At 71.7% G+C, this 26,164-nt stretch carries 23 protein-coding genes; 12 read left to right on the forward strand and 11 right to left on the reverse strand.

The window, feature by feature from the left end; genetic code table 11:
* Window positions 1–14: 14 nt before the first annotated feature.
* Window positions 15–956 (reverse strand): sugar-binding transcriptional regulator, encoded by a 942-nt coding sequence (locus HQQ79_RS13155; RefSeq protein ID WP_110862278.1) that lies wholly within the window; start codon window positions 954–956, stop codon window positions 15–17.
* Between the two features lie 213 nt (window positions 957–1,169).
* Here HQQ79_RS13155 and HQQ79_RS13160 point away from each other — a divergent pair, with 213 nt between their 5' ends.
* A complete protein-coding gene (locus HQQ79_RS13160; RefSeq protein ID WP_027466230.1) occupies window positions 1,170–2,918 on the forward strand; it encodes a glycerol-3-phosphate dehydrogenase/oxidase in 1,749 nt (582 codons plus the stop codon).
* Between the two features lie 112 nt (window positions 2,919–3,030).
* Here the strand turns inward: HQQ79_RS13160 and HQQ79_RS13165 are convergent, their stop codons facing one another.
* Together HQQ79_RS13165 and ykgO are read right to left on the reverse strand one after the other, a co-directional pair.
* Window positions 3,031–3,687 carry a histidine phosphatase family protein gene (locus HQQ79_RS13165; protein WP_173034821.1) on the reverse strand — a complete coding sequence of 219 codons (657 nt, stop codon included), beginning with the start codon at window positions 3,685–3,687 and terminating at the stop codon, window positions 3,031–3,033.
* 28 nt (window positions 3,688–3,715) lie between these two features.
* Window positions 3,716–3,838 carry a type B 50S ribosomal protein L36 gene (gene ykgO, locus HQQ79_RS13170; protein WP_017888460.1) on the reverse strand — a complete coding sequence of 41 codons (123 nt, stop codon included), beginning with the start codon at window positions 3,836–3,838 and terminating at the stop codon, window positions 3,716–3,718.
* Window positions 3,839–3,883: 45 nt separating this feature from the next.
* Here ykgO and HQQ79_RS13175 point away from each other — a divergent pair, with 45 nt between their 5' ends.
* A complete protein-coding gene (locus tag HQQ79_RS13175; protein ID WP_173034823.1) occupies window positions 3,884–4,912 on the forward strand; it encodes a GTP-binding protein in 1,029 nt (342 codons plus the stop codon).
* A gap of 199 nt (window positions 4,913–5,111) precedes the next feature.
* Here HQQ79_RS13175 and HQQ79_RS13180 read toward each other — a convergent pair whose 3' ends face one another.
* Window positions 5,112–6,635 (reverse strand): MFS transporter, encoded by a 1,524-nt coding sequence (locus HQQ79_RS13180; RefSeq protein WP_173034825.1) that lies wholly within the window; start codon window positions 6,633–6,635, stop codon window positions 5,112–5,114.
* Between the two features lie 191 nt (window positions 6,636–6,826).
* On the opposite strand from HQQ79_RS13180, the gene HQQ79_RS13185 reads away from it, so the two are divergent.
* Window positions 6,827–7,351: a DinB family protein gene (locus HQQ79_RS13185; protein ID WP_173034827.1), complete on the forward strand. Its 525-nt coding sequence runs from the start codon at window positions 6,827–6,829 to the stop codon at window positions 7,349–7,351.
* 253 nt (window positions 7,352–7,604) lie between these two features.
* On the opposite strand, the gene HQQ79_RS13190 is transcribed toward HQQ79_RS13185, so the two are convergent.
* Window positions 7,605–8,576 carry a sugar-binding transcriptional regulator gene (locus HQQ79_RS13190; RefSeq protein ID WP_027466226.1) on the reverse strand — a complete coding sequence of 324 codons (972 nt, stop codon included), beginning with the start codon at window positions 8,574–8,576 and terminating at the stop codon, window positions 7,605–7,607.
* A gap of 53 nt (window positions 8,577–8,629) precedes the next feature.
* Window positions 8,630–9,487, reverse strand: coding sequence for a GolD/DthD family dehydrogenase (locus HQQ79_RS13195; RefSeq protein ID WP_071247697.1), 858 nt, complete (start codon window positions 9,485–9,487; stop codon window positions 8,630–8,632).
* 107 nt (window positions 9,488–9,594) lie between these two features.
* Between HQQ79_RS13195 and HQQ79_RS13200 the strand changes: the two genes are divergently transcribed.
* From HQQ79_RS13200 to HQQ79_RS13215, 4 genes are all read left to right on the forward strand, one after another.
* Window positions 9,595–10,755 carry a zinc-binding dehydrogenase gene (locus HQQ79_RS13200; RefSeq protein WP_173034830.1) on the forward strand — a complete coding sequence of 387 codons (1,161 nt, stop codon included), beginning with the start codon at window positions 9,595–9,597 and terminating at the stop codon, window positions 10,753–10,755.
* Window positions 10,756–10,784: 29 nt separating this feature from the next.
* Window positions 10,785–12,101, forward strand: coding sequence for an MFS transporter (locus HQQ79_RS13205; RefSeq protein WP_216852509.1), 1,317 nt, complete (start codon window positions 10,785–10,787; stop codon window positions 12,099–12,101).
* A 72-nt stretch (window positions 12,102–12,173) separates the two neighbouring features.
* A complete protein-coding gene (locus HQQ79_RS13210) occupies window positions 12,174–13,913 on the forward strand; it encodes a dihydroxyacetone kinase family protein (protein ID WP_173034832.1) in 1,740 nt (579 codons plus the stop codon).
* Complete coding sequence (locus HQQ79_RS13215; protein ID WP_173034834.1) at window positions 13,910–14,392, forward strand: ribose-5-phosphate isomerase; 483 nt, start codon at window positions 13,910–13,912, stop codon at window positions 14,390–14,392. Before HQQ79_RS13210 ends, HQQ79_RS13215 begins: the two co-directional genes overlap by 4 nt.
* Before the next feature lie 101 nt (window positions 14,393–14,493).
* Here the strand turns inward: HQQ79_RS13215 and HQQ79_RS13220 are convergent, their stop codons facing one another.
* Window positions 14,494–15,975, reverse strand: coding sequence for an FGGY-family carbohydrate kinase (locus tag HQQ79_RS13220; protein ID WP_027466220.1), 1,482 nt, complete (start codon window positions 15,973–15,975; stop codon window positions 14,494–14,496).
* Window positions 15,976–16,100: 125 nt separating this feature from the next.
* On the opposite strand from HQQ79_RS13220, the gene HQQ79_RS13225 reads away from it, so the two are divergent.
* From HQQ79_RS13225 to HQQ79_RS13235, 3 genes are read left to right on the forward strand one after another with little or no spacing between them, the layout of a single operon-like run.
* Window positions 16,101–17,177 carry an outer membrane lipoprotein carrier protein LolA gene (locus tag HQQ79_RS13225; RefSeq protein WP_173034836.1) on the forward strand — a complete coding sequence of 359 codons (1,077 nt, stop codon included), beginning with the start codon at window positions 16,101–16,103 and terminating at the stop codon, window positions 17,175–17,177.
* Window positions 17,178–17,215: 38 nt separating this feature from the next.
* Window positions 17,216–18,193: an ATP-binding cassette domain-containing protein gene (locus tag HQQ79_RS13230; RefSeq protein WP_173035323.1), complete on the forward strand. Its 978-nt coding sequence runs from the start codon at window positions 17,216–17,218 to the stop codon at window positions 18,191–18,193.
* Window positions 18,180–19,040: an ABC transporter permease gene (locus tag HQQ79_RS13235; RefSeq protein WP_027466217.1), complete on the forward strand. Its 861-nt coding sequence runs from the start codon at window positions 18,180–18,182 to the stop codon at window positions 19,038–19,040. Before HQQ79_RS13230 ends, HQQ79_RS13235 begins: the two co-directional genes overlap by 14 nt.
* Window positions 19,041–19,092: 52 nt before the next feature.
* Here the strand turns inward: HQQ79_RS13235 and HQQ79_RS13240 are convergent, their stop codons facing one another.
* From HQQ79_RS13240 to HQQ79_RS13255, 4 genes are all read right to left on the reverse strand, one after another.
* Window positions 19,093–20,154, reverse strand: coding sequence for an NADP-dependent oxidoreductase (locus tag HQQ79_RS13240; protein WP_051596869.1), 1,062 nt, complete (start codon window positions 20,152–20,154; stop codon window positions 19,093–19,095).
* Between the two features lie 177 nt (window positions 20,155–20,331).
* Complete coding sequence (locus tag HQQ79_RS13245; protein ID WP_173034837.1) at window positions 20,332–21,264, reverse strand: metallophosphoesterase; 933 nt, start codon at window positions 21,262–21,264, stop codon at window positions 20,332–20,334.
* Between the two features lie 118 nt (window positions 21,265–21,382).
* Complete coding sequence (locus HQQ79_RS13250) at window positions 21,383–21,724, reverse strand: L-rhamnose mutarotase (RefSeq protein WP_173034839.1); 342 nt, start codon at window positions 21,722–21,724, stop codon at window positions 21,383–21,385.
* Window positions 21,721–23,076 (reverse strand): MFS transporter, encoded by a 1,356-nt coding sequence (locus HQQ79_RS13255; RefSeq protein ID WP_216852510.1) that lies wholly within the window; start codon window positions 23,074–23,076, stop codon window positions 21,721–21,723. The genes HQQ79_RS13250 and HQQ79_RS13255 overlap by 4 nt, the downstream gene beginning before the upstream one ends.
* Before the next feature lie 419 nt (window positions 23,077–23,495).
* On the opposite strand from HQQ79_RS13255, the gene HQQ79_RS13260 reads away from it, so the two are divergent.
* Together HQQ79_RS13260 and HQQ79_RS13265 are read left to right on the forward strand one after the other, a co-directional pair.
* Window positions 23,496–24,506 (forward strand): LacI family DNA-binding transcriptional regulator, encoded by a 1,011-nt coding sequence (locus tag HQQ79_RS13260; protein ID WP_071247721.1) that lies wholly within the window; start codon window positions 23,496–23,498, stop codon window positions 24,504–24,506.
* Window positions 24,507–24,549: 43 nt separating this feature from the next.
* A complete protein-coding gene (locus HQQ79_RS13265; RefSeq protein WP_173034841.1) occupies window positions 24,550–25,656 on the forward strand; it encodes a LacI family DNA-binding transcriptional regulator in 1,107 nt (368 codons plus the stop codon).
* The last annotated feature ends 508 nt before the right edge of the window (window positions 25,657–26,164 follow it).

Consider the following 26,164-nt stretch of genomic DNA (forward strand, 5'->3'; position numbering starts at 1 on the left):
CGTCAGGTGCTGACTCAGGGCTGCAGGATCGCCTGCCCCACGCTCTCGTCCAGGATCAGGTCCGTGATGAGCCCGGCGGCCAGCGCGCCCCGCAGCGAAGCCGCCTTCGACCGCCCGGCGACGACGCAGACCCGCCGCGGCGCACGCTTGATCGTGTCGAGGTCCGGAGCGCCGGCGCGGGCGTTCACCCCGATGTCCTTCCACGAGCCGTCGGCCCGGTAGAACACCGTCGAGACGTCCCCGACGACCCCGGCCTGCGTGAGCTCGTCACGGTCCTCGGGGTCGAGGTACCCGCCGGAGTACACGTGCGAGGGCACCGGGGCCTGCGGGGCACCGACACCGAACACGACGAGGTCCATCCGCTCGTGCAGGTCGAGCACACGGCGGATCGAGCGCTCCCGGAACAGGGCTTCCTTCGTCGCGGGGTCGTCGAAGAACGCCGGCACCGGGAACTGCTGCACGAAGGCCCCGTAGGCCTCGCCGAACCGGCGCAGGATCTCGGACGCGTAGACGATGCCGGTGGTGCGGGTGTTCGCGGCGCCGTTGATCTGCACGATCGTCGAGCCGTGGGTGGTCTTCGGCACCAGGTAGCGGCTGACCGCACTCACGGTCGAGCCCCACGAGATCCCGATCACCATGTTCGACTCGACGTACTGCGTCAGGATCCGGGCGGCGGACAGCGCGACCCGCTCGAGCCGGTCGACGTCGCTCGTGTGGTCCGGCACCGGGACGACGTGCGCGTGCACCCCGAAGCGCGAGCGGATGCTCCGACTCAGCGCAGCGGCCTGGTCCAGGGGCGAACGGATCTGGATGTCGACGAGCCCGGTGTCCCTGGCGTACTTCAGCAGCCGCGACACCGACGAGCGCGAGGTGCCGAGTTCGTCGGCGATCGCGTCCATCGTCAGGTCCTGCAGGTAGTACAGGTGGGCGGCGCGCAGCGCCTGCTGCGTGCGCATGGGCTGAGCCGCATCGCTCATGGTGCTCCGATCTGTCGAACGCAACCATGCACGGACGTGCAGGGCCTCTGCAACCCCTGCCGCGCCTCCTGACCGCCGTGTCGGGCCTGGACGACACGTGTGCTGCACGTTCGTGCACGCGAGTTGCCCGCCCTGTCGAACGAGCGCACGATCGATCCTGACCCCACGAACAGACGAAGGAAGCGACGAACCATGTCGAAGAAGACACAGCCCCGGAACACGGTGACCGCCCTCACCGAGCGCCCGAACGCGCAGGTCCTCGTCGTCGGCGGCGGCATCAACGGCATCGCGACGTTCCGCGACCTGGCGCTCCAGGGCGTCGACGTCGCCCTGGTCGAGCGTGGCGACTACGCCTCCGGCGCCTCCGCGGCCTCGAGCCACATGATCCACGGTGGCATCCGCTACCTGGAGAACGGCGAGTTCCGCCTGGTGCGCGAGAGCGTGCAGGAGCGCAACGGCCTGATCCGCATCGCCCCGCACTACGTCAAGCCGCTGCAGACGACCATGCCGATCTTCTCGACGTTCTCCGGCATCATGAACGCCCCGCTGCGCATGCTGACGCACAAGCAGCGCTCCACCAAGGAGCGCGGCGCGATGCTCATCAAGATCGGCATGACGATCTACGACTCCTTCTCGCGTGACGGCGGCTCCGTCCCGAAGCACGTCTTCCGCACCAAGAAGGCCGCGCTCGAGGACATGCCCGCCCTCAACAAGGACCTGAAGTACACGGGTACCTACTACGACGCGAGTGTGCACGAGCCCGAGCGCCTGGCCCTCGACGTCCTGAAGGACGGCCTGGCCGCGGGAGCCGGGAGCGGCTCAGCCGCGACCGCCCGCGCCACGAACTACGTCGAGGCAGCCGGCACCCGCGACGGCGGCGTCCTGCTGCGCGACCGCGAGACCGGCGACGAGTTCGTCTTCACCGCCGACGTCGTGATCAACGCCTCCGGCCCCTGGACCGATCTGACGAACGAGGCGTTCGGCGGCGAGACGAAGTTCATGGGCGGCACGAAGGGCTCGCACATCGTCGTGCACAACGACGAGCTGCTCGAGGCCACCAAGGGCCGCGAGCTCTTCTTCGAGAACGACGACGGCCGCATCGTCCTCATCTACCCGCTCAAGGGCCGGGTGCTCATCGGCACCACCGACATCGACGCCGACCCCGCGAAGCCGGTCACGACGACCGACGAGGAGATCGACTACTTCTTCGGGCTCGTCAAGCACGTGTTCCCGCAGATCGACGTCACCCGCGACCACATCGTCTACAGCTACTCCGGCATCCGCCCGCTCCCCCGCCACGAGGACACCGCCCCCGGCTTCGTGTCCCGTGACTACCGGATCGTGGACACCCAGATCGCCGGGCTGCCGAAGTCGACCGTGCTGTCGCTCGTCGGTGGCAAGTGGACGACCTTCCGTGCCCTCGCTGCACACCTGTCCACCGAGGCGACCACCAAGCTCGGCATGAGCCGCAAGGTCGACACCACCGGCATGCCGATCGGCGGTGGCAAGGAGTTCCCGACCACCGACGCGCAGCGCGCCCTGTGGATCAAGTCGCACCGCGACGGCCTGGACGAGTCGCTGGTCGAGGGCCTGCTCGAGCGCTACGGCACCCGTGCCGCCGAGGTCGTGGACGTCCTGACCGACGGCCCGGTCGAGCCGCTCGAGTCCGACCCGTCGCTCACCCGCGCCGAGGTCGCGTACTTCGCCCGCCACGAGCAGGCCGTCCACCTGGTCGACGTCGTCCTGCGCCGCACGAACCTGGCGTTCGTCGGCGGGGTCACGATCGACCTGCTCGACGAGCTGGCCGACGTGCTCGCCGAGGCGCTCGGCTGGACGACCGAGGAGCGCGCGGACGAGGTCCAGCGCACGCTCGACGTGCTGCGTGAGTCGCACGGCGTGATCGTGCCGCTGACGTCCGCATCGGCGTCGCAGCTCGCGTAGTCGACGCAAGGACAAGACGGACGGGAGGCCCGGTACCAGCTGGTACCGGGCCTCCCGTCCGTTCGTGGTCGCGTCTGCGAGCCGTTGGTCGCGTCGGCGACCGCTGGTCGCGTCAGAAACGCTCGCCGGTGGGGTCGAGCGCCGTGCGGTCGATGAGCTGGTCGCCGCCGACCGGCTCGCCTTCCCAGTCGACCAGGCGCCAGCCGTCGGCGAACGTGCCCTCGAGCTCGACGATGCCGGTGTTCTCCAGGTGGCGCTTCGTGCCGAAGTGGTCCGGGGTGTTCTGCGCAGCCGCGCTCGCCCACGTGCGGATCGCGGCACCGTGGCTGACGGCGGCGGCGACGGCGACCCCGGTGGCCTCGATCTGCCGGACGGCGTCGTCGTAGCGCTCGAAGAACTCGGTGCCGCTCTCGGCACCGGGCATCCGGGTCGTCCGGTCGCCGCCGGACCAGCCGTGCACGGTGGAGATGTAGGTCTGCACGGACACCTTGTCGCTCTTGCCCTGGGTGTCGCCCGCCTCGATCTCGCGCAGGCCCGGCAGCACCACGGGCTCGAGGCCGAGCGAGGTCGCGAGGGGCGCCGCGGTGATCTGCGTGCGGACCATCGACGACACGAACAGTCGCTCGATCCCCCGGTCGGCGAGCGCTGCCGGCAGCGCGTCGGCCTGCTGCTGCCCGAGCTCCGTCAGGCCCGGTCCGGGCACCACGGCATCGAGGATGCCGTGCACGTTCGCGGGGGTCTGGCCGTGGCGGATGAGCAGCAGTCGCATGCCGCCACCCTACGGACCGCCGCTGACGTCAGCCCTGCCGGGTGTTCCAGCGGGGGTTCTTCTTGTTGATGACGTAGACGCGGCCCCGGCGTCGGACGACCTGCGAGCCGGGGATCTTCTTCAGGGCCTTGAGGGAGTTGCGGACCTTCACGACGAGCCTCCTTGTTGATAACGGTTTTCAGTTACAGTAGCGGACATGCGTGCTGCTGCCATCACCCTCGTCACCGCCCTGCACCAGGTCGACGCCGACCGCGTCGCCGCCCGGATCTCGGACGGACACCGGATGCACGTCGCCGGGAGTGCCTTCGCCACCGCCCGCGCCGTGGCCGACCGGGCCGACCAGCTCGACCGGGTCTGCGGACCCGACGCGGGCCACGGGCTCGTCGTCACCCTGCACCCGGGGGCCGATGCCCGAGCGGTCGGCATGCTGCTCGCCAACGCGGCACGGTCGGAGACCGGCGACGACCGGGTGCTGCGGCACGTCGTCGGGGTGCTGCGGGCCGACGACGTCGCGCACCTGCTGTGGTCGGACGTCGACGACGCCTTCGTGGCCGCGGACCGGATGGCCGCACTCGTCGAGTACGCGACGGTGATCGCCCTCGACCGCATCGAACCGCTGTCGGGCCGTCGGCGTCGGGCGCTCGTCTCGCTGCTGCACCGGATGGCACCCCAGGCCGTGATCGTCGCCCTGCCCGCGATCCGCAGCGCCGCCGACCTGCCGGCCTCGAACGGTGGAGCCGCGCGGGTGCTCGCCACCGGTGCCGGCTGGATGCGGGCACTGTCGAGCGGTGCGGACACCGGGCGCGAGGCCCGCGACGCCCTGGTCTCGATGCGCTACCGGGAGCCGCTGCCCTTCCACCCCGGACGGCTGTCGTCCGTCATCGCCGACGACCTGTCCGCCGGGGTGAACGGCCGCGTGCTGCGGTCGCGGGGGTTCTTCCGCCTGGCGTCCCGGCCAGACCACGTCGGCTCGTGGTCGAGCTTCGGGTCGATGCTCGCGCTCGACCCCACCGCGAACCCGTCCTGGGACGTCGACGCCCCGATCGGGCAGGCGCTGTGGTTCGTCGGCGAGCAGCTCGAGGTCCGGGCGATCGAGCGGGCGCTCGACGGGGCGCTGCTCACGCCGTCGGAGCTGCTCGCCGGCCCGGACGTGTGGCGCGGCTGGCCGGACCCGTTCCCGGTGTGGCCCGCGGTGGACCCGGCGTCGGAGCACCGGCACGAGTGAGGGCGCGGCGCGCGCCGACGCCGACGCCGACGCCGACGCCGAACGACACTGTCGATGTCGTACGACTGCGACATCGTCGCTCCCCGAACGGTGCAACAGCCCGCGCACGCAACGAACGACGGAGTCGCTGTCGTACGACAACGACCCCGTCGTTCCACGTCGGCCGGACGCACCCCCGCCGACCGATCCCCCACTCGCGTCAGCGCGCTGGCACCCCCTCAGCCTCGCGCGCAGCAGCAGCCGCCGCGTCCTGCGCGGCGAACGGCAGGTCACCGAGGTCCAGGTGCGGGTTCGTGTCCTGCGTGAGCACGAGCTCCTTCGCCTCGTCCTCGGTCTCCACCGCCGGCATCGACCCGGGCAGTGGGCGCTGCGAGGACTCATTCATGCAGAAGACACCGATCGCTCCGACGACGCTCATCGCCATCAGGAAGTACGCCGGCGCGAGCTCGTCACCCGTCGCGGTGAGCAGCGCCTGCACGATCAGGGGCGTGGTCCCGCCGAAGACCGCGATCGCGATGTTGTATGCGAACCCCATGCCGCCGTACCGCGTCGAGGTCGGGAACAGCGCCGGCAGCGACGCCGCCTGGTTCGACACCCACAGCGCGGTCATCAGCGCGAGCAGCCCGAGGCCGGCGAGCGTCGACCACTGCGCTCCGTGCCCGATGAGCATGAACGCCGGCACGACGAGCACGACGGTGGTGGCGGCACCGATCCACATCACGACGCGGCGGCCGAGGCGGTCGGAGAGCTTGCCGGTCAGCGGCAGCATCACCGCGAGCAGCAGGAGCACCGGGATCGTCAGCAGCGTGCCGTCGATGGCGGAGTACCCGAGCGAGTCGGTCAGGTACGTCGGCATGTACGAGGTCAGGGCGTAGCCCACGGTGTTCGACGCGGCGACGAGCATGATCGCGATGACGATCGGACGCCAGTGCTGACGGACCATCGCGACGACGTTGGCCGGACGCTCACCCTCGAAGGACGCGCGGGACTCGGTCGCGGCCTCCTGCGCGGCCTGGGTCGCCTGGAACACCGGCGACTCCTCGATCCGCAGGCGGAAGTAGATGGCCACGACGCCGATCACACCGGCCGCCAGGAACGGGAACCGCCAGCCGTAGGCGGTCATCGCCTCGTCACCGAGGGTGAGCTGCAGCACCGACACCACCGTGGCACCGAGCGCGAAGCCGAGGTAGCTGCCGAAGTCCAGGATGCTCGCGAAGAACCCGCGACGGCGGTCCGGGGCGTACTCGGTGACGAAGGTCGTCGCCCCGGCGTACTCACCACCGGTCGAGAAGCCCTGCGCGAGCTTCAGCACGACGAGCAGGATCGGGCCGAACACGCCGATCGTCGCGTACGCGGGGAGCGCCCCGATCAGGAACGTCGACGCCGCCATCATGATCAGCGTCGTCGCGAGCACCTTCTGCCGACCGATCCGGTCACCGAGGCGTCCGAACACGATGCCACCGAGCGGCCGCGCGATGTACGTCGCCGCGAACACCCCGAGGCTGAACAGGATCTGCACCGCGGGTTCGGCCGTCGGCAGGAAGACCTTCCCCATCGTGACGGCCAGGTAGCCGTACACACCGACGTCGTACCACTCCATGGTGTTGCCGACGACCATGCCGCTGACGGCTCGCCGCATCATGCTCTTGTCGACCACGGTGACGTCGCTCTCGCGCAGCCGTCGGTGCGGTCGGGGGTGGGTACTGCTGGGGTCGGAACCCATGCATCGCTCCTCGAGAAGATCGGTGGGCCGTCGGGAACCGGCCCAGAACAGCGAGCGACGTTACCGAGCAACCGAAATGTCATTGGCCGGTGATTCCCAGGGAACGGCGTGTCACCCGAACGGGGGTGGCCGCCGATCCGCACCAGTCCGGCGAACCCCGAAGCTGAGTAACGAGGCAATAACATCGGCCCATGGCGATCGAACCGGAGACGAAGAACTGGACGTGGGTCATCGAGTCCGCGTGTCCCGAGTGCGGCTACGACGGCAGCGCGGTGACCGTCCGCGACGTGCCGGGCATCATCGACGAGAACACGGCCGGGTGGCCCGCGGTCCTCGGACGCGACGACGTGCGCGACCGCCCCGACGACCAGACCTGGTCACCGCTCGAGTACGGCGCCCACGTGCGGGACGTCCACCGGAAGATGGCGGAGCGCCTCGAGCTGATGCTCACCGAGGACGCCCCGACGTTCCCGAACTGGGACCAGGACGCCACCGCCGTCGAGGACCGCTACGGCGAGCAGGACCCCGCGGTCGTCGCCGAGGAGCTGCGGGAGTCGGCCGACCGCGCGGCCCGGGCCTTCGCGGCGGTGCCCGACGAGGTGCTCGAGCGCACCGGGCTCCGGTCCGACGGCAGCGCCTTCACCGTCGCGACGCTCGCCACCTACTACGCGCACGACCCGGTGCACCACCTGTGGGACGTGCGGCGCACGCTCTAGACGTGGGGACCGCCGGCCTGGAGGCGCGGTGCGGCCCCGCCCCGCGCCTCCAGGCCGCACGCGGTCGCCCCCGAAACCGGGCGTACCTCCCGAAACCGGGCGTACCTGCCGGAACCGGGCGTACCTGCCGGAACGGGGCGTACCTCCCGAAACCGGGCGTACCTGCCGAAACCGGGCCTACCTGCCAAGAAGAAACGACCAGGTATGCCCGAAAGCACCCTCCATCGCACGTGTGATGGGAAGGAACGGGCGCTCAGGCGAGTGCGTCGAGCACGGCGCGCGCCGTCGCGGCGTCGGTCACCAGCTCGTTGACCAGCCCACCCCGCACCGCGGCCACGATGCTCGTGACCTTGGCACTGCCCACGGCGACCCCGACCGCGTGCGGCACGGTCGACAGGATCTCGCGCGAGGTCCGCACCATCCGGTCGCTGCCGGGGAACTCGATCGGCGAGCCGTCCGCGGCGTAGAAGTTCAGGCAGACGTCGCCGGCGGCCCGGTCGAACGCGGCGTCCTCGACCGGGATGCCCCGGGCCAGGGCGTCACGCGTGTGCGTCGGCGCCCCGATGCCGAGGATCGCGCCCTTCGCCCGGCTCCACAGCCCGACGACGTGTTGGAACGCCGGGTCCTCGTCGAGGGTGGACCGCATCGCCGGGGACGGCAGCGCCTGGGCGAACAGGAACGCCGGGATCGCGCCGGAGTGCTCCGCGGCCGTCCGGGTGATCTCGTTCGTCTGGAACCACGGCATCGGGTCGGCCTGCCCGCCCACGGTGGGCACGAGCTGCACGCCGGGCATGGTCGGCATGCCGGACCGTGCGACGTCGTACACGGTGCGGCCGGACGACATCAGGACGGCGTCGCCGGGGACGAGTCCCATGCCCTCGACCGCGGCGGCCAGCGGGGCGGCCAGGTCGGCGCCGAGCGTGGCGGCGTGGGTGACCGCGGCGAGGTGGACCGCGCGCAGCCCGAGCACGACCTGCAGCCGTTCGGCGAGCGCCACGGTCTCGTCCTGGAACGGGTCGACGACCTCGATGCGGACGAGTCCGGCCTTGCGGGCCTCGGCGACGAGCCGCGAGACGGTCGGGCGCGAGACGCCGAGGCGCGAGGCGATCTCGACCTGCGTGGCGTCCTCGAGGTAGTACATCCGCGCCGCCTGGTAGACGGTGTCCAGCGGGAACCGGGTGCGCGACGCGTCGGGGCCGGGGCCAGCGGTGCTCTCGGACGACATGGAGCGGGACCCTTCGACTCGATCGGACACCGCGATCGTAGTCCGAGCAGGCCTCAGCGGATCGTGAACCCGCCGTCCACGCGGAGGTCTGCACCGTTCACCATGGCGCTCGACTCCCCCGCCAGGAACAGCACGGCCGCGGCGATCTCGTCGGGGGTCGCGAAGCGGCCGGTGGGGATCTCGTCCTGGTGCCGGATGCCGTTCTCGTTCGCCCAGGCAGCACGGCCGAGGTCGGTGAGGACGACGGTCGGCGACACGGTGTTCACGGTGACACCGCGGCCACCCCACTCGAGTGCGAGCACGGTCGTCAGACCGATGACGCCGGCCTTCGAGGCGCAGTAGGCGGCGTGACCGTCGATACCGACGTGGGCCGCCTGCGATGCGATGTTGACGATCCGCCCGTACCCGGCGTCGAGCATGTGCCGGCCGACGGCCTGCGCCACGCGGAACGTGCCGGTCAGGTTGACGTCGATGGTCGCTGCCCAGGTCTCGGCAGCCAGGTCCTCTGCCGGGGCGAGCGCGGCGATGCCAGCGCAGTTCACCAGCACGTCGACGCCGCCGAAGTGCCGGACGACGTCCGCGACGGTGCGGGTCACGGAGTCGGCGTCGGTCACGTCGCAGGCGAAGCCGGCATGGAGGCCCGTGGCCGCGTCCGCCCCGTCGGCCGCGGCGTCCGGCCCGGTCGTCACGGGCCCGGCGGACGTGGGCAGGTCGGCCGCCGCCGACGTGGCACCGTCCGCACGGACGTCGACGACGGCGACGCGGGCACCCCGCGCGGCCAGGGCCCGGGCGATGGCGTTGCCGATGCCGGACGCCCCACCGGTCACCACCGCCGTGCGGCCGCTGAAGTCGTTGGTCAGGTCGATCGTGTCGGGGCCCGGTCGGAGGGCCGCGGCGAAGTCCGTCGTCATGTTCGCTCCCTTGCGTTCGCAGTCGAACCTACCAGAAATTGTGTTCTGGACAAACGTTCTGCAGGGTGTACAGTCATCGCCGAAGCCACCCAACGGAGGAACAGCTCATGTCGACGACGACCGAGAACGCGGCCACGACCGCCCCCACCACGATCCCCACGACGATGCGCGCCGTCGTCGTCCACGGCCCCGGTGACTACCGGCTCGAGGAGCGTCCCGTCCCGACGCCCGGCCCCGGGGAACTCCTGCTCCGCACCGACGCCGTCGGCATCTGCGCGAGCGACCTGAAGTGCTACCACGGCGCCGCGAAGTTCTGGGGCGACGAGAACCGTGCGGCCTGGGCCGAGCGCGACCGCATCCCCGGACACGAGTTCGTCGGCACGATCGTCGCCGGTGACGACACCGCCCTGACCAAGCGTGGCGTCGCCCTCGGTGACCGGATCGCCTGCGAGCAGATCGTGCCGTGCTGGGAGTGCCGCTACTGCCTCGAGGGCGCGTACTGGATGTGCAACGTGCACGACATGTTCGGCTTCAAGGGCTACGACGGCGCGATGGCCGAGTACGTGCTCGTGCCGGCGAAGGCGTTGACCCACCCGGTGTCGAAGGCGCTGCCCGGCCAGGTCGCCGCGTTCTCGGAGCCGTTGTCCTGCGCGTTCCACGCCGTCGAGCGCGGGGACATCAAGTTCGGCGACACCGTGGTGATCGCCGGTGCCGGCCCGATCGGCCTCTCCGCGATCGCCGGTGCACGGCAGAAGAACCCGCTCCGGATCATCGCGCTCGATGTGGTCGAGGCGAAGCTCGAGCTGGCCCGCAAGGTCGGCGCCGACCTCACGATCAACATCGCCCAGGAGGACGCGGTCGCCCGGGTCAAGGAGCTCACCGACGGCTACGGTGCCGACGTCTACATCGAGGCCACCGGGCACCCGTCGGCGGTGCCGCAGGGACTGAACCTGCTCCGCAAGCTCGGGACCTTCGTCGAGTACTCGGTGTTCAAGGACGACGTGTCCGTGGACTGGTCGATCATCTCGGACGACAAGGAGCTCGACGTCCGCGGCGCCCACCTCGGTCCGCACACCTGGCCGGCGGCGATCAAGCTGCTCGAGGCCGAGACCCTGCCGATGTCGGAGATCTGCACGCACCAGTTCCCGCTCGAGCAGTTCCAGGAGGCCCTCGACCTGGTCGGCGACTCCGCCGGTGCCAGCGTCAAGGTGTCGATCATCCCGTCCCTGACCGCCCCCACCACGGCCGCACAGGCCGCACAGGCCTGACCGACTCCGCCAGCAGGGAGAGAACGAGCATGTCAGCGACGACAGCCCGCGCCACCGGCGCCCGCACGACCGCGCCCCGCACCGAGGGCCGCCTGGACCGGATGGGCATCCCCCGTCCGCTCGCCCTCGGGTTCGTCGCCGTCCTGGTCTTCATGACCGGGAACGGCGTCGAGTCGAACTTCATCACGCCGCACATGGTGGCGGTCCTCGGCAGCCCCGAGGCCACCGTGGCGACGATCGTCACCTTCTACAGCTTGGCCGCACTGATCGGCAGCTACGTCTCGGGAGCCCTGTCCGATCTGGTCGGGCCGCGCCGCGTGATGATCCTCGGCTTCGCCGTCTGGGTCGTGTTCGAGGTCCTGTTCCTGCTGGCACTCGGCGCCGGCAGTGTCCCGTTCGCCGCCGTCACCTACGCGTTGCGTGGGTTCGGCTACCCGCTGTTCGCCTTCGCGTTCCTGGTCTGGGTGAACATCACCACCCCGGTCGAACGGAACGGCTCCGCGGTCGGCTGGTTCTACGTCGCCTTCACGGGTGGCCTGCCGACCCTCGGCTCGCTGTTCGCGATCGGTGCCATCCCGGTATTCGGCGGCGGCACGGTCGGTGAGACCGGTGCGATGGTCGCCTCGATCGGCCTGGTCGTGATCGGGTTCCTCATCATGCTGTTCGGCGTCCGGCTGCCGAACGGGTTCACGCGCATCGCCCCCGCCGGCGAGAGCGCCTGGCAGGTGCTGACGAGCGGCATCCGCCTGACGGTCACGCGACCGAAGATCCTGATGGGCTTCCTCGTCCGCCTGATCAACACCGCGCCGGAGTTCGGCATGTTCGTCGTGCTCCCCGCGGTCATCGCGAACGAGCGCGGCTGGGGCCAGAGCCGCTGGCTGCTCATGACCGTCTGCGTCTACGCGACGAACATCCTGGTCAACGCCCTGTTCGGTTGGGTGGGCGACAAGATCGGCTGGCAGCGCACCGTCAAGTGGTTCGGCATCGTCGGCTCCGCCCTCGGGCTCATCGCCTGGTGGTACGTGCCGCAGCTCGTCCCCGCCGGGTCGGACTGGGGCTACGTGCTCTCCGTCGTCGCCGGCTGCCTGTTCGGCTGCCTGCTCGCCGGGTTCGTGCCGATGGGCGCGATCATGCCGGCGCTCGCCCCCGAGCACAAGGGCGCCGCGATGGCGATGTACACCACGGCCGCCGGGGGCGCCGCGTTCCTCGGCACCGGTGTCGTCGCCGCGGTCTTCGCCCTGGGCGGCGGTGGCCAGGCCGCCACGTGGACGTTCGTCGGCCTGTACGCCTGCGCCTTCGTGATGATCCACTTCCTCAAGGTCCCGCAGGGCGACCGAGGACACTGAGTTCCGGGCGACGACGGCCGTCCCGTCGTCGCCCGGTGCACCACCCACCACCATCCCCGGAGGACCCGCACCATGACCACGATCCACGACGACCCGGACGAGTTCGCCGAAGACCAGCTGAGCGGCTGGCTCGCGCTCTACGCCGACCGGGTCCGCGGCGTCCACGGCGGCGTCGTCACCCTGCCCACCGAGGGGGCCGCACCGCAGGTCGCCGTCGTCGTCGGGGGCGGCTCCGGCCACTACCCCGCGTTCTGCGGCGTCGTCGGTCCTGGCTTCGCCACCGGCGCCGTCGTCGGCAACGTCTTCACCTCGCCGTCGACCGCGCAGGTCTACTCGGTCGCCAAGGCCGCCGACCAGGGCCGCGGTGTCGTGCTGTCGTTCGGCAACTACGCCGGCGACACCATGAACTTCGGGCTCGCGGCCGAGCGGCTGCGCGCCGAGGGCATCGACACCCGCATCGTCGTGGTCACCGACGACGTCGCCAGTGCCGACGACGAGACGAAGCGGCGCGGCATCGCCGGCGACTTCTCCGTCTTCAAGGCGATGGGTGCCGCCGCTGCCGAGGGAGCCGATCTCGACGAGGTCGAACGGATCGGCCGCGCGTCGAACGCCGCGACCCGCACCATCGGCGTCGCGTTCTCCGGCTGCACCATGCCCGGCGCGACCGAACCGCTGTTCACCGTCCCCGAGGGCCACCTCGGCCTGGGGCTCGGCATCCACGGCGAACCGGGCATCCAGGACGTCCCGCTGCTCCGTGCGACGGATCTGGCGTCCCTGCTCGCCGAACGGCTGCTCACCGACCGCCCCGCAGCCGCCGGCTCCCGGGTCGCCCCGATCCTCAACGGGCTCGGTGACACCAAGTACGAGGAGCTCTTCCTGCTCTGGGGCCGGGTGCTGCCCCTGCTGCAGGACGCCGGGCTCCAGGTCGTCGAACCCGAGGTCGGCGAACTCGTCACGAGCCTCGACATGGGCGGCTGCTCGCTGACGCTGCAGTGGCTCGACGACGAACTCGAGCGGTTCTGGCGCGCCGACGCCTACACGCCGGCGTTCCGCAAGGTGGCGGCGCCGGTCGCAGCGCTCGTGCCGGCCGACGCGGTGGACGCCGCCGAGGACGAGGCGACGGTCGTCCCGGAGGCGACCGATGCCTCCCGGCAGGCCGCGCAGACGGCACGAGCCGCCGTCGAGGCGATGGACGCGCTCCTGCGCGAGCACGAGGAGACGCTCGGCCGCATCGATGCGGTCGCCGGGGACGGCGACCACGGCCGCGGCATGGTCAAGGGGATCGGTGCGGCGCGCAAGGCGGTCGACGGGCTCGGCCCGGAGGCCGGGGTCGCCTTCGTCCTCGGACGCGCCGGTGACGCATGGGCCGCGTTCGCGGGCGGTACCTCCGGTGTCCTGTGGGGCGCCGCACTCGAGGCGTTCGGCCGTTCCCTCGGCGACGACCGTGACTCGTACCGGGCGTCCGACGTCGTCGACGCGGCGCAACACTTCGCCGACTCGATCGTCCACCTGGGCGGGGCGTCCCGCGGGGACAAGACGCTGCTCGACGCGCTGCTGCCGTTCGTGGACGAACTGCGCGGGGCCGTCGACACCGGCGCACCGCTCGTGGCAGCGTGGGAGACCGCGGCGCGGGTCGCGGTCGAGCAGGCCGAGGCCACCGCCGACCTCACGCCGAAGGTCGGACGGGCCAGGCCGCTGGCCGAGAAGAGCCTGGGGACACCCGACGCGGGTGCCACCTCGATGGGGATGATCCTCACGCGGATCGGCGAGGTCCTCGCCGCCCGTGCTGACAAGGAAGGAACACACGCATGACGTACCGTCTCGTGATCGGGTCCGACGACGCCGGGTTCGACTACAAGGAGATCATCAAGGCCGACCTGCTCGCCGACGACCGTGTGTCGGACGTCACCGACGTCGGCGTCGACTCGGACGGCCACACCGCCTACCCGCACGTCGCCGTGGACGCTGCGCGCCTGGTGGCGAACGGCGAGGCCGACCGCGCGATCCTGATCTGCGGCACCGGCCTCGGTGTGGCGATCAGCGCGAACAAGGTGCCGGGCATCCGTGCCGTGACCGCGCACGACTCCTACAGCGTGGAGCGGTCGATCCTGTCGAACGACGCCCAGGTGCTCTGCATGGGGCAGCGCGTCGTCGGCGTCGAGCTCGCCCGCCGGCTGGCGAAGGAGTGGCTCGGCTACGAGTTCGACCGTGCCAGTGCCAGCGCCGAGAAGGTCAACGCCATCTGCGAGTACGACGGCAGCGCGCCCGCCGGCGTCGACGCCCAGGCGTAGGTCGCTCGGGTTGCGCACGACACCGGTGTTCGCGCACTGAACACGCCCGTTCGGGTGTTCGGCACGCGGACACCGGTGTCCCGCGAGCCGTTCCGCGCCGCTCAGCCGCGGGCGGCCAGGCGGTGCACGACGGCCTTCGTCGCCTCGTACAGCTCGCGGTAGTCCCGGTAGCCGGCCTCGTACGCCGCGGTCGCTGCAGGGTCAGGCTCGATCACCGTCGCCGGTGGGTTCCACGCACCGATGTCCACGGTGTCGCCCGGCCCCGCGACCAGCTCGGCAGCCAGGTACGCCGAGCCGAAGCACGCACCGATCGTCACGCTCGGCACCGTCTGCCGCAGCCCGGTGACGTCCGACACGATCGTGGGCCACAGCCGTCCGAGCAGCCCGCCGCCGGCCCCGACGAGTTCGCGGACCTCGACCCCGGCGTCGCGCAGCGCCTCGAGGTGGTGCCGTACCGCGTACGCCGTCGCCTCGAGCGTCGCCCGGTAGATGTCCCCGCGCGTGTGCCGGACCGTCAGTCCCGCGAGCACTCCGCGGGCGTCGGGGTCGGCGATCGGCGTCCGCTCCCCCGCGAAGTACGGCAGCATCAGCAGCCCGTTCGCCCCGATGCCGGAGCACCGCGCTTCCTCGAGCATGGTCGACCACTCGCCGTCGACCAGCCGTCGCAACCAGTCCGTGATCGCTCCGGAGGTCGCCATCCCCCCGGACACGCTCGGCTGGCCCGGGTGCGTGCCGACGGTCGTCCACATCCCCGGCACCGCCGTGGGTTCGGCCGTCGGAACGATCATGAACATCGTGGTTCCGTACTGCAAGAACATCCGGCCCGGCACGGACTCACCGACGCTCACACCCTCGGCCCAGGCGTCGATGGTCCCGGCCGTCACGGGGATGCCGGCCGGGAGGCCCGTGGCCGCGGCTGCCTCGGGCGTCACGACGCCCGCCTGGTCGCCCGACCACAGCAGGCGCGGCATGGCGAGACCGGGCGCCAGTCGGTCGCACCACTCCGGGATCCACCGGTTCACGTGCACGTCGTAGAGGGGTGTCGTCTGGCTGGCCGAGTGGTGGTCGAGGACGTACTCACCCGTCAGCCGCTCGACCACGCGGGACGACGGCATCGTGAACCGGGCAGCCCGCGCCCAGACGTCGGGTTCGTGCCGGGCAAGCCAGGCGAGCTTGACGCCGGCGGCCTGCGTGCTCAGGGCGGAGCCGCAGCGGGCACGGATCGCGCCCTCGCCGCCGAGCTCCGCCGTGACGTCGTCGAGCAGCGTCGCCGTGCGGGTGTCGATGCCGTACAGGATCGCCGGGCCGAGCGGCGCACCGTCGACGTCGGTCAGCAGCGCGCACGGTCCGATGCCGCTCACGCCGACCGCCTGCACCTCGACGTCGGGCACGCGGTCGAGCAGCGAGCGGGTGAGGGCGGTGAACTCTTCCCACCAGACTGCGGAGTCCATCTCGACCAGGCCCTGCTCGGGACGGTCGACGTCGTGTCGGCGGCTCACCTCGGCGAGCACGGTGCCGTCGAACCGGGCCAGCAACGCCTTCGTGCTCGACGTCCCGATGTCCAGACCGAGCACCGCTCGCATGCCGCCTCCTTCGCCGCCACACGACCGCCGCCGGTCGCGCCACGAGTCTACGAGCGACGCCCAGCTGCCTGTCGGGGGCCGGACGTACCGTACCGACGACTCCAATGCTCCACGAGGGGAACCCGATGAAGAAGTCAGCCTGGCTGCCAGCCGTCATCGCACCGGTCGTCGTCGCCGGCGCCGTTGCCGCCCCGATGATCGCGAACGCCGCGAACGACCCGATCGCGGGGACGAACCCCAGCGCGTCGGCCGTCATCGCCAGCATCGCGAAGTCGTCGGACGCCCAGTACTCGGGCAAGCTCTCGCAGACGAGCGCGCTCGGCCTCCCCGAACTGCCCACGGGTTCGGGCGGCTCCTCGCTCGAGGGCGACGCCTCCGACGTGCTCGGGCTGCTCACCGCGTCGCACACCGCCCGGGTCTACGTCGACGGCCCCGACAAGCAGCGCGTCCAGCTGACGCAGCAGCTCGCCGAGCAGGACGTCGTCCGCAACGGCTCGGACGTCTGGACCTGGGACTCGAAGGAGCGCACGGCCACGCACGTGACCCTGCCGAGCGACACCGCGAAGGACCTGCAGGACGGCGCGACCACCCCGGCCGACATCGCGAAGCAGGCCATCGACGCGATCACCCCGACCACCACCGTGTCGAAGCCGACCGAGGTCAGCGTCGCCGGACACGACGCCTGGCAGATCACCCTGACGCCGAAGTCGTCGGACACCCTCGTCGGAGCCGTCCGGTTGGCCGTCGACCAGCAGACCGGACTCCCGCTCCGCGCGAGCGTCCAGGCCGCAGGCGCGGACGACCCCGCGGTGCAGGTCGGGTTCACGAGCCTCGACTACGGCGCCCCGGCGGCCCGGCTCTTCGACTTCACCCCGCCGTCGAACGCCAAGGTCACCGAGAAGGACCTGTCCGACGCCGGACCCCACGCGAATGGCGAGCACGGCGACCGCCGTGGCACCCCGAGCGGTGACGAGCCGACCTTCACCGGCACGGGCTGGAGCACCATCGCCGAGCTCCCCGCCGGCACGGTGGACCGGTCCGGGCTCGAGGGCGAGGCCTCCGGCCTGCTCGACCAGCTGACCAAGCCCGTCGACGGCGGCCGTGCCGTGCAGACGTCGCTCGTCTCGGTCTACCTGACCGACGACGGCCGAGTGCTCGCAGGTGCCGTGCCGGTCGCCTCCCTGGTCGACGCCGCGAAGTGAGCGCGGACGACCACGAGGTGCGCACCGCCGACCACGAGGTGAGCACGGCCGACCGCGGGGCGGGCACTGCGGCACCGGCGCCCGACCTGGCGATCCGCACCACGGGCCTCCAGAAGGTGTTCCGCAAGCAGCGCGCGGTCGACGGGATCGACCTGGCTGTGCCGCGCGGCGCGGTCTTCGGGTTCCTCGGGCCGAACGGTTCCGGCAAGACCACCACGATCCGGATGCTGCTCGGGCTCTCGAGCGCGAGCGGCGGCACCATCGAGCTGCTCGGCGAACCGATGCCGAAGGCGCTGCACGAGGTCCTGCCCCGCGTCGGCGCGCTCGTCGAGGGGCCGGCCTTCTACCCGTACCTGTCCGGCCGGGCCAACCTGCAGCGCTTCGACGCCGCCGACCCCACGTCGGACCCACGTACCCGCAAGGCCCGCGTGGCCGGTGCCCTCGACCGCGTCGGGCTGACCCACGCGGCCGACAAGAAGGCGCACGCCTACTCCCTCGGCATGAAGCAGCGGCTCGGCCTCGCGAACGCCCTGCTGTCCCCGCGCGACCTGCTGGTGCTCGACGAGCCGACCAACGGCCTCGACCCGCAGGGCACGCGCGAGGTCCGCAACCTCATCCGCTCCCTGGCCGACGACGGCACCACGGTGTTCGTGTCGAGCCACCTGCTGGCCGAGATCGAACAGGTCTGCACGCACGCAGCCGTCATGCGGACCGGCAAGATCGTCGCGCAGGGCCCCCTCGACGAGCTCCGCGCAGCCGGGGCCCGGACCGTGACCGTGCGGACGCCCGACGTCGGGCAGGCGGGGTCCGTCCTCACCCGACTCGGGCTCGCCCCGCGGCACGACGGCGGGGCCGACGTGCTGGTGGCCGACCTGCCGAACGAGCTGCTGCCCGAGACGATCACCGCGGAGCTCGTGCGCGCCGACGTCCGGGTGCGCGGCCTGACGGTGGGCGGCGGCACCCTCGAGGACCTGTTCGTCGCACTCACCGGAGAGGGATTCGATGTCGCAGCCTGACGCGGCCGTGCGGGACCTGCCCGTCCGCCGCCGGCAGCGCCCGTTCGCACTGCTCGGTTCCGAACTCGCGCTGGTGTTCCGGCGTCGCCGCACCTGGGCGATGCTCGGGGCACTCGCGCTCGTGCCGATCCTGATCGCGGTCGCCGTGAAGCTCACCACCGACGGCGACGACGGCGGGCCGGCGTTCCTCGGCGACATCACCAACAACGGCCTGTTCGTGGCGTTCACCGCACTCACCGTGTCGATCCCGCTGTTCCTGCCGCTGACCGTCGGCGTGGTCGCCGGTGACACCGTCGCGGGCGAGGCCAGCCACGGCACGATCCGCTACCTGCTCGTCGCACCGACGGGCCGCGTGCGGTTCATCCTGGTGAAGTTCGCCGGTGCCGTCGCGTTCTGCCTGGCCGCCACCCTGCTGGTGGTGCTGGTCGGTGCGGCGATCGGTGCCGTGCTGTTCCCGATCGGCCCCGTCACGCTGCTGTCCGGCACCCAGGTGGGCGGCTGGTCGTACGCCGGCCGTGCCCTGCTGCTCGCGCTGTACGTCGCGATGTCGATGCTCGGGCTCGTGGCGATCGGCATGTTCACGTCGACGCTGACGAACGTGCCGGTCGGCGCGATGGCCGCGACGGTCGTGCTCGCCGGGGCGTCGCAGGTACTCGACCAGCTCCCCCAGCTCGACTGGCTGCACCCGTTCCTGTTCTCGCACCAGTGGCTCGGGTTCGGCGACCTGCTGCGCGACCCGATCTCGTTCGACTCGTTCGGGTCGAACGCGGTGCTGCAGCTCGGGTACGTCGTGGTGTTCGGGGCGCTGGCATACAGCCGGTTCGCCTCGAAGGACATCCTGAGCTGACGCGGCAGGGGCCCGGCACGAAGGTGTCGGGCCCCTGCGACGCGCAGCTCGTTCAGCTCGCGGGCGACGCCGATCCGCCGGCCATCGTCTCCGTGTCGGTCCCCCGCGCATCGGCGTACCGGTCACGCAGGTCACGGGCCTTCTCGGAGCGGTACCAGTCGAGCCGCGCCCCGGTCTCCACCGTCTGCATCCCGATCACGACCTTGCCGCGGGACTTCATCTCGGCCAGGTCCTCGTACGCCTCGACGATGTACTCGAACGGGTAGAAGCCCGAGATCAGGACCTGCACCCGGCGATCCTGCACGGCCTTCGCCAGCAGGGTGAGCAGTTCGCGGGTCTCCTCGTCCTCGGCGGGTGCACGGAGGAACCGGACCTCGATGTCCCGGCGCTCCTCCGACGACACGAACCGCTCCTGGCCGACGCCGAGGCGCTCGGCCAGCAGCTCGGCGTTGCTCTCGCCGTGGTTGTCGATGAACGCGGTGATCGGCCGGCCGTCGGCGATGTCGCGGATGCGGTCTTCCTCGCCCTCGCCGTACGCGACGGGCAGCGTGCCGATCTGTCGCAGGTAGTCGTGGTTGCGGGGGCTGCCGAGGGCGATCACGGTCGCGCCGGCGTCGTGCGCCAGCTGGCACTCGATGTGTCCGACGCCACCGGCTGCGGCCGAGATCACGACGGTGTCCTGCGGTCCGAGCCGGAGCGACCGGACGACCGACACCGCGGTGCAGCCCGCCAGGTACAGGCCGCCGGCGACCTCCCACCCGACGTGCTCCGGCTTCTTGATGACGGCGCCGCGCGGCACCGCGATCCAGGTGGCGTGGGCGCCGCCGGTCGGCGCGTGCCCCATCACCTCGTCGCCGATGCGGAGGTCCTTCACGCCGTCGCCCCGCGCGCGCACGATGCCGGCGAAGTCGACGCCCTGGTGTGCGGGGAACTCGAGGTCGACGTGGTCGCGGAGCTTCCCCTCGCGCAGGAACCGCTCGATGTGGTTCAGGCCCGCGGCCACGATCTCGACGACGATCTCGCCCGGTCCGGCCTCGGGCTTCTGCTGGGGGACGAGCTCGACGACGTCGAAGTCGCCGTACCGGTCGTACTGCACTGCACTGCCGACTCGCATGGGTGCTCCTTCGCTCCAGGTGTGCGTCCGTGCTACTCGGTGTTCCCGCACGCAACCCGAAGACGTGGGGTACCGCGGCTGTGGACGTGACCAGACGGCGGACTGGAGGCCCGTGGCGGCGCCGCCACGGGCCTCCAGTCCGTCGTCACGCGCGTCCACCGCGCGTGGGGACCGGGCTCAGTGCTTGCCGGCGGCCGCGATGACGGCGCGGACCGTCTCGGGGTCGAGGCGGAACGCCCGCGGGTCGGCGTCGCCCCGGGGCACGCGGACCGGTGTCGACCAGACGGAGCCGTCCGCGGCGACGTCGACGACGAGTGCGCCGCTGTCGACGACGGCCGATTCCTCGTCGTACGGGCCGACGACGTCGGTGTCGTTCGCGACACCGGGGGCGACGAGGACCGGGACGCCCGCGAGTGACCCGGCGAAGTGGTGGTGGTAGTGGCCGGCGAGGACGACCCGCACGTCGGAACCACGGATGACGTCGGCGAGCGCCTCGGGGTTCTGCAAACGGAGGGCCTCGTGCAGCTCGGTCGGAGCGGGCAGCGGCGGGTGGTGCAGGACGACGACGGTGCCGCGCGGGGCGTCGTCCGGGCCGCTGTGGGCGTCTTCGGCCAGGACTGTGCGCAGGTGCTCGAGCGCCGTGTCGCTGAGCTCGCCGTACCCGGCACCCGGGACGCTCACGTCGACGGTCACGATCCGGCGCCCGGCGACGACCGACTGCCCGGAGACCGGCACCGTCGGCGGCAGGTACTCCATCGTGTGCATCAGCGCCGTGCCGCCCTGGCCCAGGACGTGCCCGTTCGCCAGGACCTGCCGGAAGCCCTCGCGCAGGTCGTGGTTGCCGGGGACCGCGACGAAGGCCGCACCGTGCCGCTCCGCCCAGCCGCCGACGCGGTCCCGCACGGTCGCGTAGGACTCGGAGCTGCCGTCCTCGGAGACGTCGCCGGACACGACCACCAGCCCGATGCCGGGCACCTGGTCGACGTGGGCGAGCAGCCGTTCGAGCGCGGCCGTGGTGTCGACCGCGCCCTGTTGCAGGGCGCCGTCGCCGGTCAGGTGGGTGTCGGAGAGGTGGAGGATGCGGAGGGTCCCGGATGCTGGCGGCTGCATGCGTCCACGGTAGCCACGGCCCCCGTCAGTCCGGTGCTGCGGGCGCTTGGTGAGCAGGAATGGTCGGGTCGCGCCAGCGGACCCGACCATTCCTGCTCACGAAGTCTGCGTCCGACCGTCAGTCCGGAGCTGCGGCCAACTGGTCCTCGAGGTTGAACACCTCGGGCAGCACCCGCGCCGTCTGGTCGGCGCGCCCGGTGGCCCCGGCGAAGAGGTCCTGCATGTGCGCCTCCCACGCCGTGGCCACCTCGGACGCGGCGAGCGCGGCGTCCGCATCGGCCACCGAGTCCGTCTCGTAGTACCCGATGAGCAGCCCGTCGTCGTCGAGGAACAGCGAGTAGTTCCACCGCCCCGCCGCCGCGATCGTCCGGAGCATCGCCGGCCACACGGCGGCGTGCCGCTCGCGGTAGGCGTCGAGCAGCTCGACCTGCACCTGCAGCCGGAAGCAGACGCGGGTCACCGTCCGGCCTGTTCGCGGCGACGCTGCTCGGCGTCGTGGACGGTGCGCTCGTCGGCGGTGCGGACGGTCCCGGTGACCGTGGTGACGGTGCCGTAGCGCTCGGCTTCGATCGCCTCGAGGGTCTTGCCCTGGGTGCGCGGTGCCCAGATCGTGCCGACCAGTAACGACAGCGCGAGGAGCCCGAGGATCAGGCCGCCGAGGGCCCGCAGCCCGATGTCCGACAGCAGCAGCGGGAACCAGATGCTCAACAGTCCGACCATCACGCGGGCGGCCAGGAACAGCACGCCCTGGGCGCTGGCGCGGTACCGGGTGGCGAAGAGCTCGCTCGTCCACAGGCCGTAGAACGCCTGCGCGCCGATGCCCGACGAGATGCCCCACGCCACGGCGAAGAACAGCAGGGTGCCGAGGTTGGCGGGCGCGTAGATGAGCACGGCCCACGCGATGATCGCCAGCACGGCACCGGCGGCGTAGAGCGCGCGTCGGCTGACCCGGTCGGCGTACCGCATGAAGCCGAAGTACGTCGCGGCCACGGTGCAGCCCCAGACCAGGATCTGCAGTCCGTACTGCTCGGTGACGCTCGTGACCCCGGTCGCCGCGTACACCCGGGGCTGGAAGATGCCGGCCTGCCCGGCGACGGTGTTCCAGAGCGCGTAGACGCCGAACAGGAACAGCATCGCGGTCAGGTTCTTCCGGCGGCTGAACAGCTGCGTGATCCCGTGGAAGAAGTTCGCCGTGCCGGTGGCCGCGCGCTCGTCCTTCCAGATCGCCGACTCGGGCAGTCCGCGGCGGAGCCACCACACGATCGCGGCGACGACGAACAGGTGGGCGAAGATGAGGCGGCTGCCGAGCAGGCCGAGCGGTGCGGCGGCGATCGCCAGGGCGAACCCGACCATCGGCCCGATCGACCACGCGAGCTGTGCCGTGCCGACGTGGGCCGCGCGCTTGTCCGCGGGGGCCTGCTCGGCGATGTAGGTCCAGCTCGCCGGCACCCCCGCACCCACGGCGATGCCGGTCAGGATGAAGCCGACCAGGAGCATGCCGTAGCTGCCGGCGAACACCGCGAGCAGGATGCCGAGCATGTAGAGGAGCAGGTCGTACGTGTAGATGAACTTCCGGCCGTACCGGTCGCACAGCGGTCCGCCGACGATCGCGCCGACGGCGGCACCGAAGGCGTTCGCGGACAGGCTCGCGAGCAGGCCGACCTCGAGGTCGCCGATCCGGAACTCCGCCTGCCACAGGCTGAGGCTCGTGGCGATCGCGATGATCGACCCCGACTCGATGTAGTTCGACATGGCCACCGAGACGGTGGCCTTCCAGCCCGTGGTGTTCCGGGCTCCGATGCGGACCGCCATTGGTCCTCCGTTCGCGTGTTCGTCGGTGAATCGTTTCAACGGGACGACGAGGACGATAGCGCTCCGGTGTGCGCGCTGGCAAGAGCGGGTTCGCCGGGCTGCGCCTCGCACCGTGCGAGGGGCGCTCGCACCGTGCGAGGTTGCGCACTCCGTGCGAGCCTTTCCACCCCGCACCGAGTGCGGAAACTCGCACCAGCCGCACGGCTCGCACCGGACGCACGGCTCGCACCGGCCGCGTGGCTCGCACCAACCGCACGGCTCGCACCAGCCGCACGGCTCGCACCGTGCGCGGGGCAGTCGACGCGACCACCCACGGACGGGAGGCCCGGCACCGGCCCGCCCCGCGCCTCCCGTCCGCGTTTTCCACAGATCACGGCGCGGGCCGACCGCGCGGACCGCGCCGATGCCAGGATGGCCACATGGCGGTCAGTGTGCGAGAGGTGGCAGCGCTCGCGGGCGTGTCCCTCGGCACGGTGTCGAACGTGCTGAACCGCCCCGACAAGGTCGCTCCCGGCACGGTGGAACGCGTGCAGTCGGCGATCGCGACGCTCGGGTTCGTCCGCAACGACTCCGCGCGGCAGCTCCGGGCCGGACGCAGTTCCACCGTCGGGCTCATCGTGCTCGACGGCGGCAACCCGTTCTTCACCGACGTCGCCCGGGGCGCCGAGGACGCCGCGATGGACAACGGCCTCGCGGTGTTGATCGGCAACTCCGACGAGTCGACCGACCGCGAACGCACCTACGTCGACCTGTTCGAGGAACGCCGTGTCGCCGGACTCCTGATCTCCCCCGCCGGTGACGACCTGTCCCGCCTCGCGCGTCTGCGTGACCAGGGCACCGCCGTGGTGCTGGTGGACCGTCGCGCCGACGACGAGCACTTCGCCTCGGTCTCGGTCGACGACATCGCCGGCGGCCGCATCGCGGTCGAGCACCTCGCGGCGATCGGCCGCACGCACATCGCCTTCGTCGGCGGGCCGTTCGGCATCCGCCAGGTCGCCGACCGGCACGCCGGGGCACTCGCCGCCGCACAGGCCGCCGGCATCCGGCTCGAAGCCCTGCCGACCACCTCGCTGTCCGTGCTCGAGGGGCGCCGCATCGGCGAAGCGATCCAGGCACGGCCGGCCGCCGAACGCCCGGACGCCGTCTTCGCCGCCAACGACCTGCTCGCCGTCGGGCTCGAACAGGCCTTCATCATGCGCGGCACCATCGCCGTCCCCGAGCAGATCGCCATCGTCGGCTACGACGACATCGCGTTCGCCGAGTCCGCCGTGGTCCCGCTGACCTCCGTGCGGCAGCCCGCGCAGGACCTCGGTCGTCGCGCGATCGAACTCCTGACGAAGCAGGTCGAGCAGGGGCAGGACATCGACCTCGAGCACGTGGAGTTCACACCGGAGCTCGTGGTGCGGCAGTCCTCCGTCGCCGACGCCTAGGGCACGGTCCGGACACGGCTCCCCCGCCGCCTACGATCGGAGCATGGTGCATGTCCCCCGGCGCGACGGTCCGCCGAGCGTGCACCACGTCGCAGCCCGGGCCGGGGTGTCGCTCGCCACGGTCTCGAACGTCCTGAACCACCCCGAGCGGGTCGCCGACGCGACCGCCGCACGCGTGCGGGACGCGATCGACGCGCTCGGGTACACGCCGAACCGCAACGCCCGGGCGCTGGTGTCCGGCAGCACGCGCGCGATCGGCCTGGTCGTGATGTCGCTGCGGAACTCCCTGTTCAGCGACATGGTCAACGGCGCACAGCTGGCCGCGCGGGAACGCGGCTTCACCCTGCTGATCGCCAGCAGCGAGGACGACCTGCAGGCGCAGGGCGAACACCTCGCCTACCTCGAGAGCGCCCGGGTGTCGGGGATCCTGCTCGCCTCGATGACGGAGTCCCGCGACCAGGTCGAGGTCGCGCGGCGCCACGGCCGACCCGTCGTGTACGTCAACTACGAACCGACCGAACTCGACGCGTGCGCGGTGGTCGTGGACAACGAGCAGGCCGGGTTCCTGGCGACCGAGCACCTGATCGACCGAGGCTGCCGACGCATCGGGTTCGTGAGCGCCCGTCCGGACCTGCAGCCCGTCGACCGACGACGGACCGGCGTGCTGCGGGCCGTCGCGGCGCATCCCGGGGTCGAGCTCGTCGACGTCGACGCCGGGGACATCGACCCGCCGGGTGGCACCGACGCCGGGCTCCGCATCGCCCGGATGCCCGAGGACGAACGCCCCGACGGGGTGCTGGGTGTGACCGACCTGCTCGCGATGGCCGTCGTCTCCGAGCTCCGAGCCGCCGGGATCCGCGTCCCGGAGGACATCCCCGTGTCGGGCTGCGACCACAACTCCGTGGCGTGGGGTGGTGCGGTGCCGCTGACCTCGGTGACGATGCACGGCTCGGAGATGGGTGCGGCTGCGGTGGAACTGCTGCTCGAGGAACTCACGGACCCGATGCACGTGCACCGGACCGTCGTGCTCGGCAGCGAGCTGGTGCCCCGCGAGAGCACGCTCGGTCGCGAGGGCGCGGCCGCAGCAGCCGCCGCGGCCGCCGTCGCGGGCACGATCACGTCGAGCGACCCGAGGCGCACCGAGGCCTGACCGGCGGCGGACCAACCCGCGAAAGCGACACATCCAAAGGTGGCCACGCCGTCCGGTCCGCCAGAGCGACAGATCGGCGCGAACGTTCGGCGGCGCACTGTCGCCTTCGCGGGCAGCGGGCGGCGGGCCGACACATCGGCGCGCACGGGCGGTGCGGGCAGCGGGCCACGGGCCGGCGCGCCGGCGCGCACGAGGCGACGGGGGCCCGCGGACGAGACCGGGCACCGGACGGGAGGCGCGGGGCGGGGCCGGCACGGGCCTCCCGGCCGGCGGGCGGCGCGACCACCGCACGGTGCAGCACCGCGCGTCGGCTCGGTGCGAGGTTCCGCACTCCGTGCGAGCCCGCGCGCCCGTCACGGAGTGTGGAACCTCGCACCAGACGAATGGGCGAGCGAGCGAGCTCCGCGGGATCGCGTAACGAAATCGGCACAGCGATTGACACGCTTCAATCCGCGTGGTTCCATCCTGATTGAAACGTTCTAAAACGCAGTGACCGGACCCCGCGACG

Source organism: Curtobacterium sp. VKM Ac-2852 (genome assembly GCF_013205045.1).
In the GTDB taxonomy this organism is placed as follows: Bacteria; Actinomycetota; Actinomycetes; order Actinomycetales; family Microbacteriaceae; genus Curtobacterium; species Curtobacterium flaccumfaciens.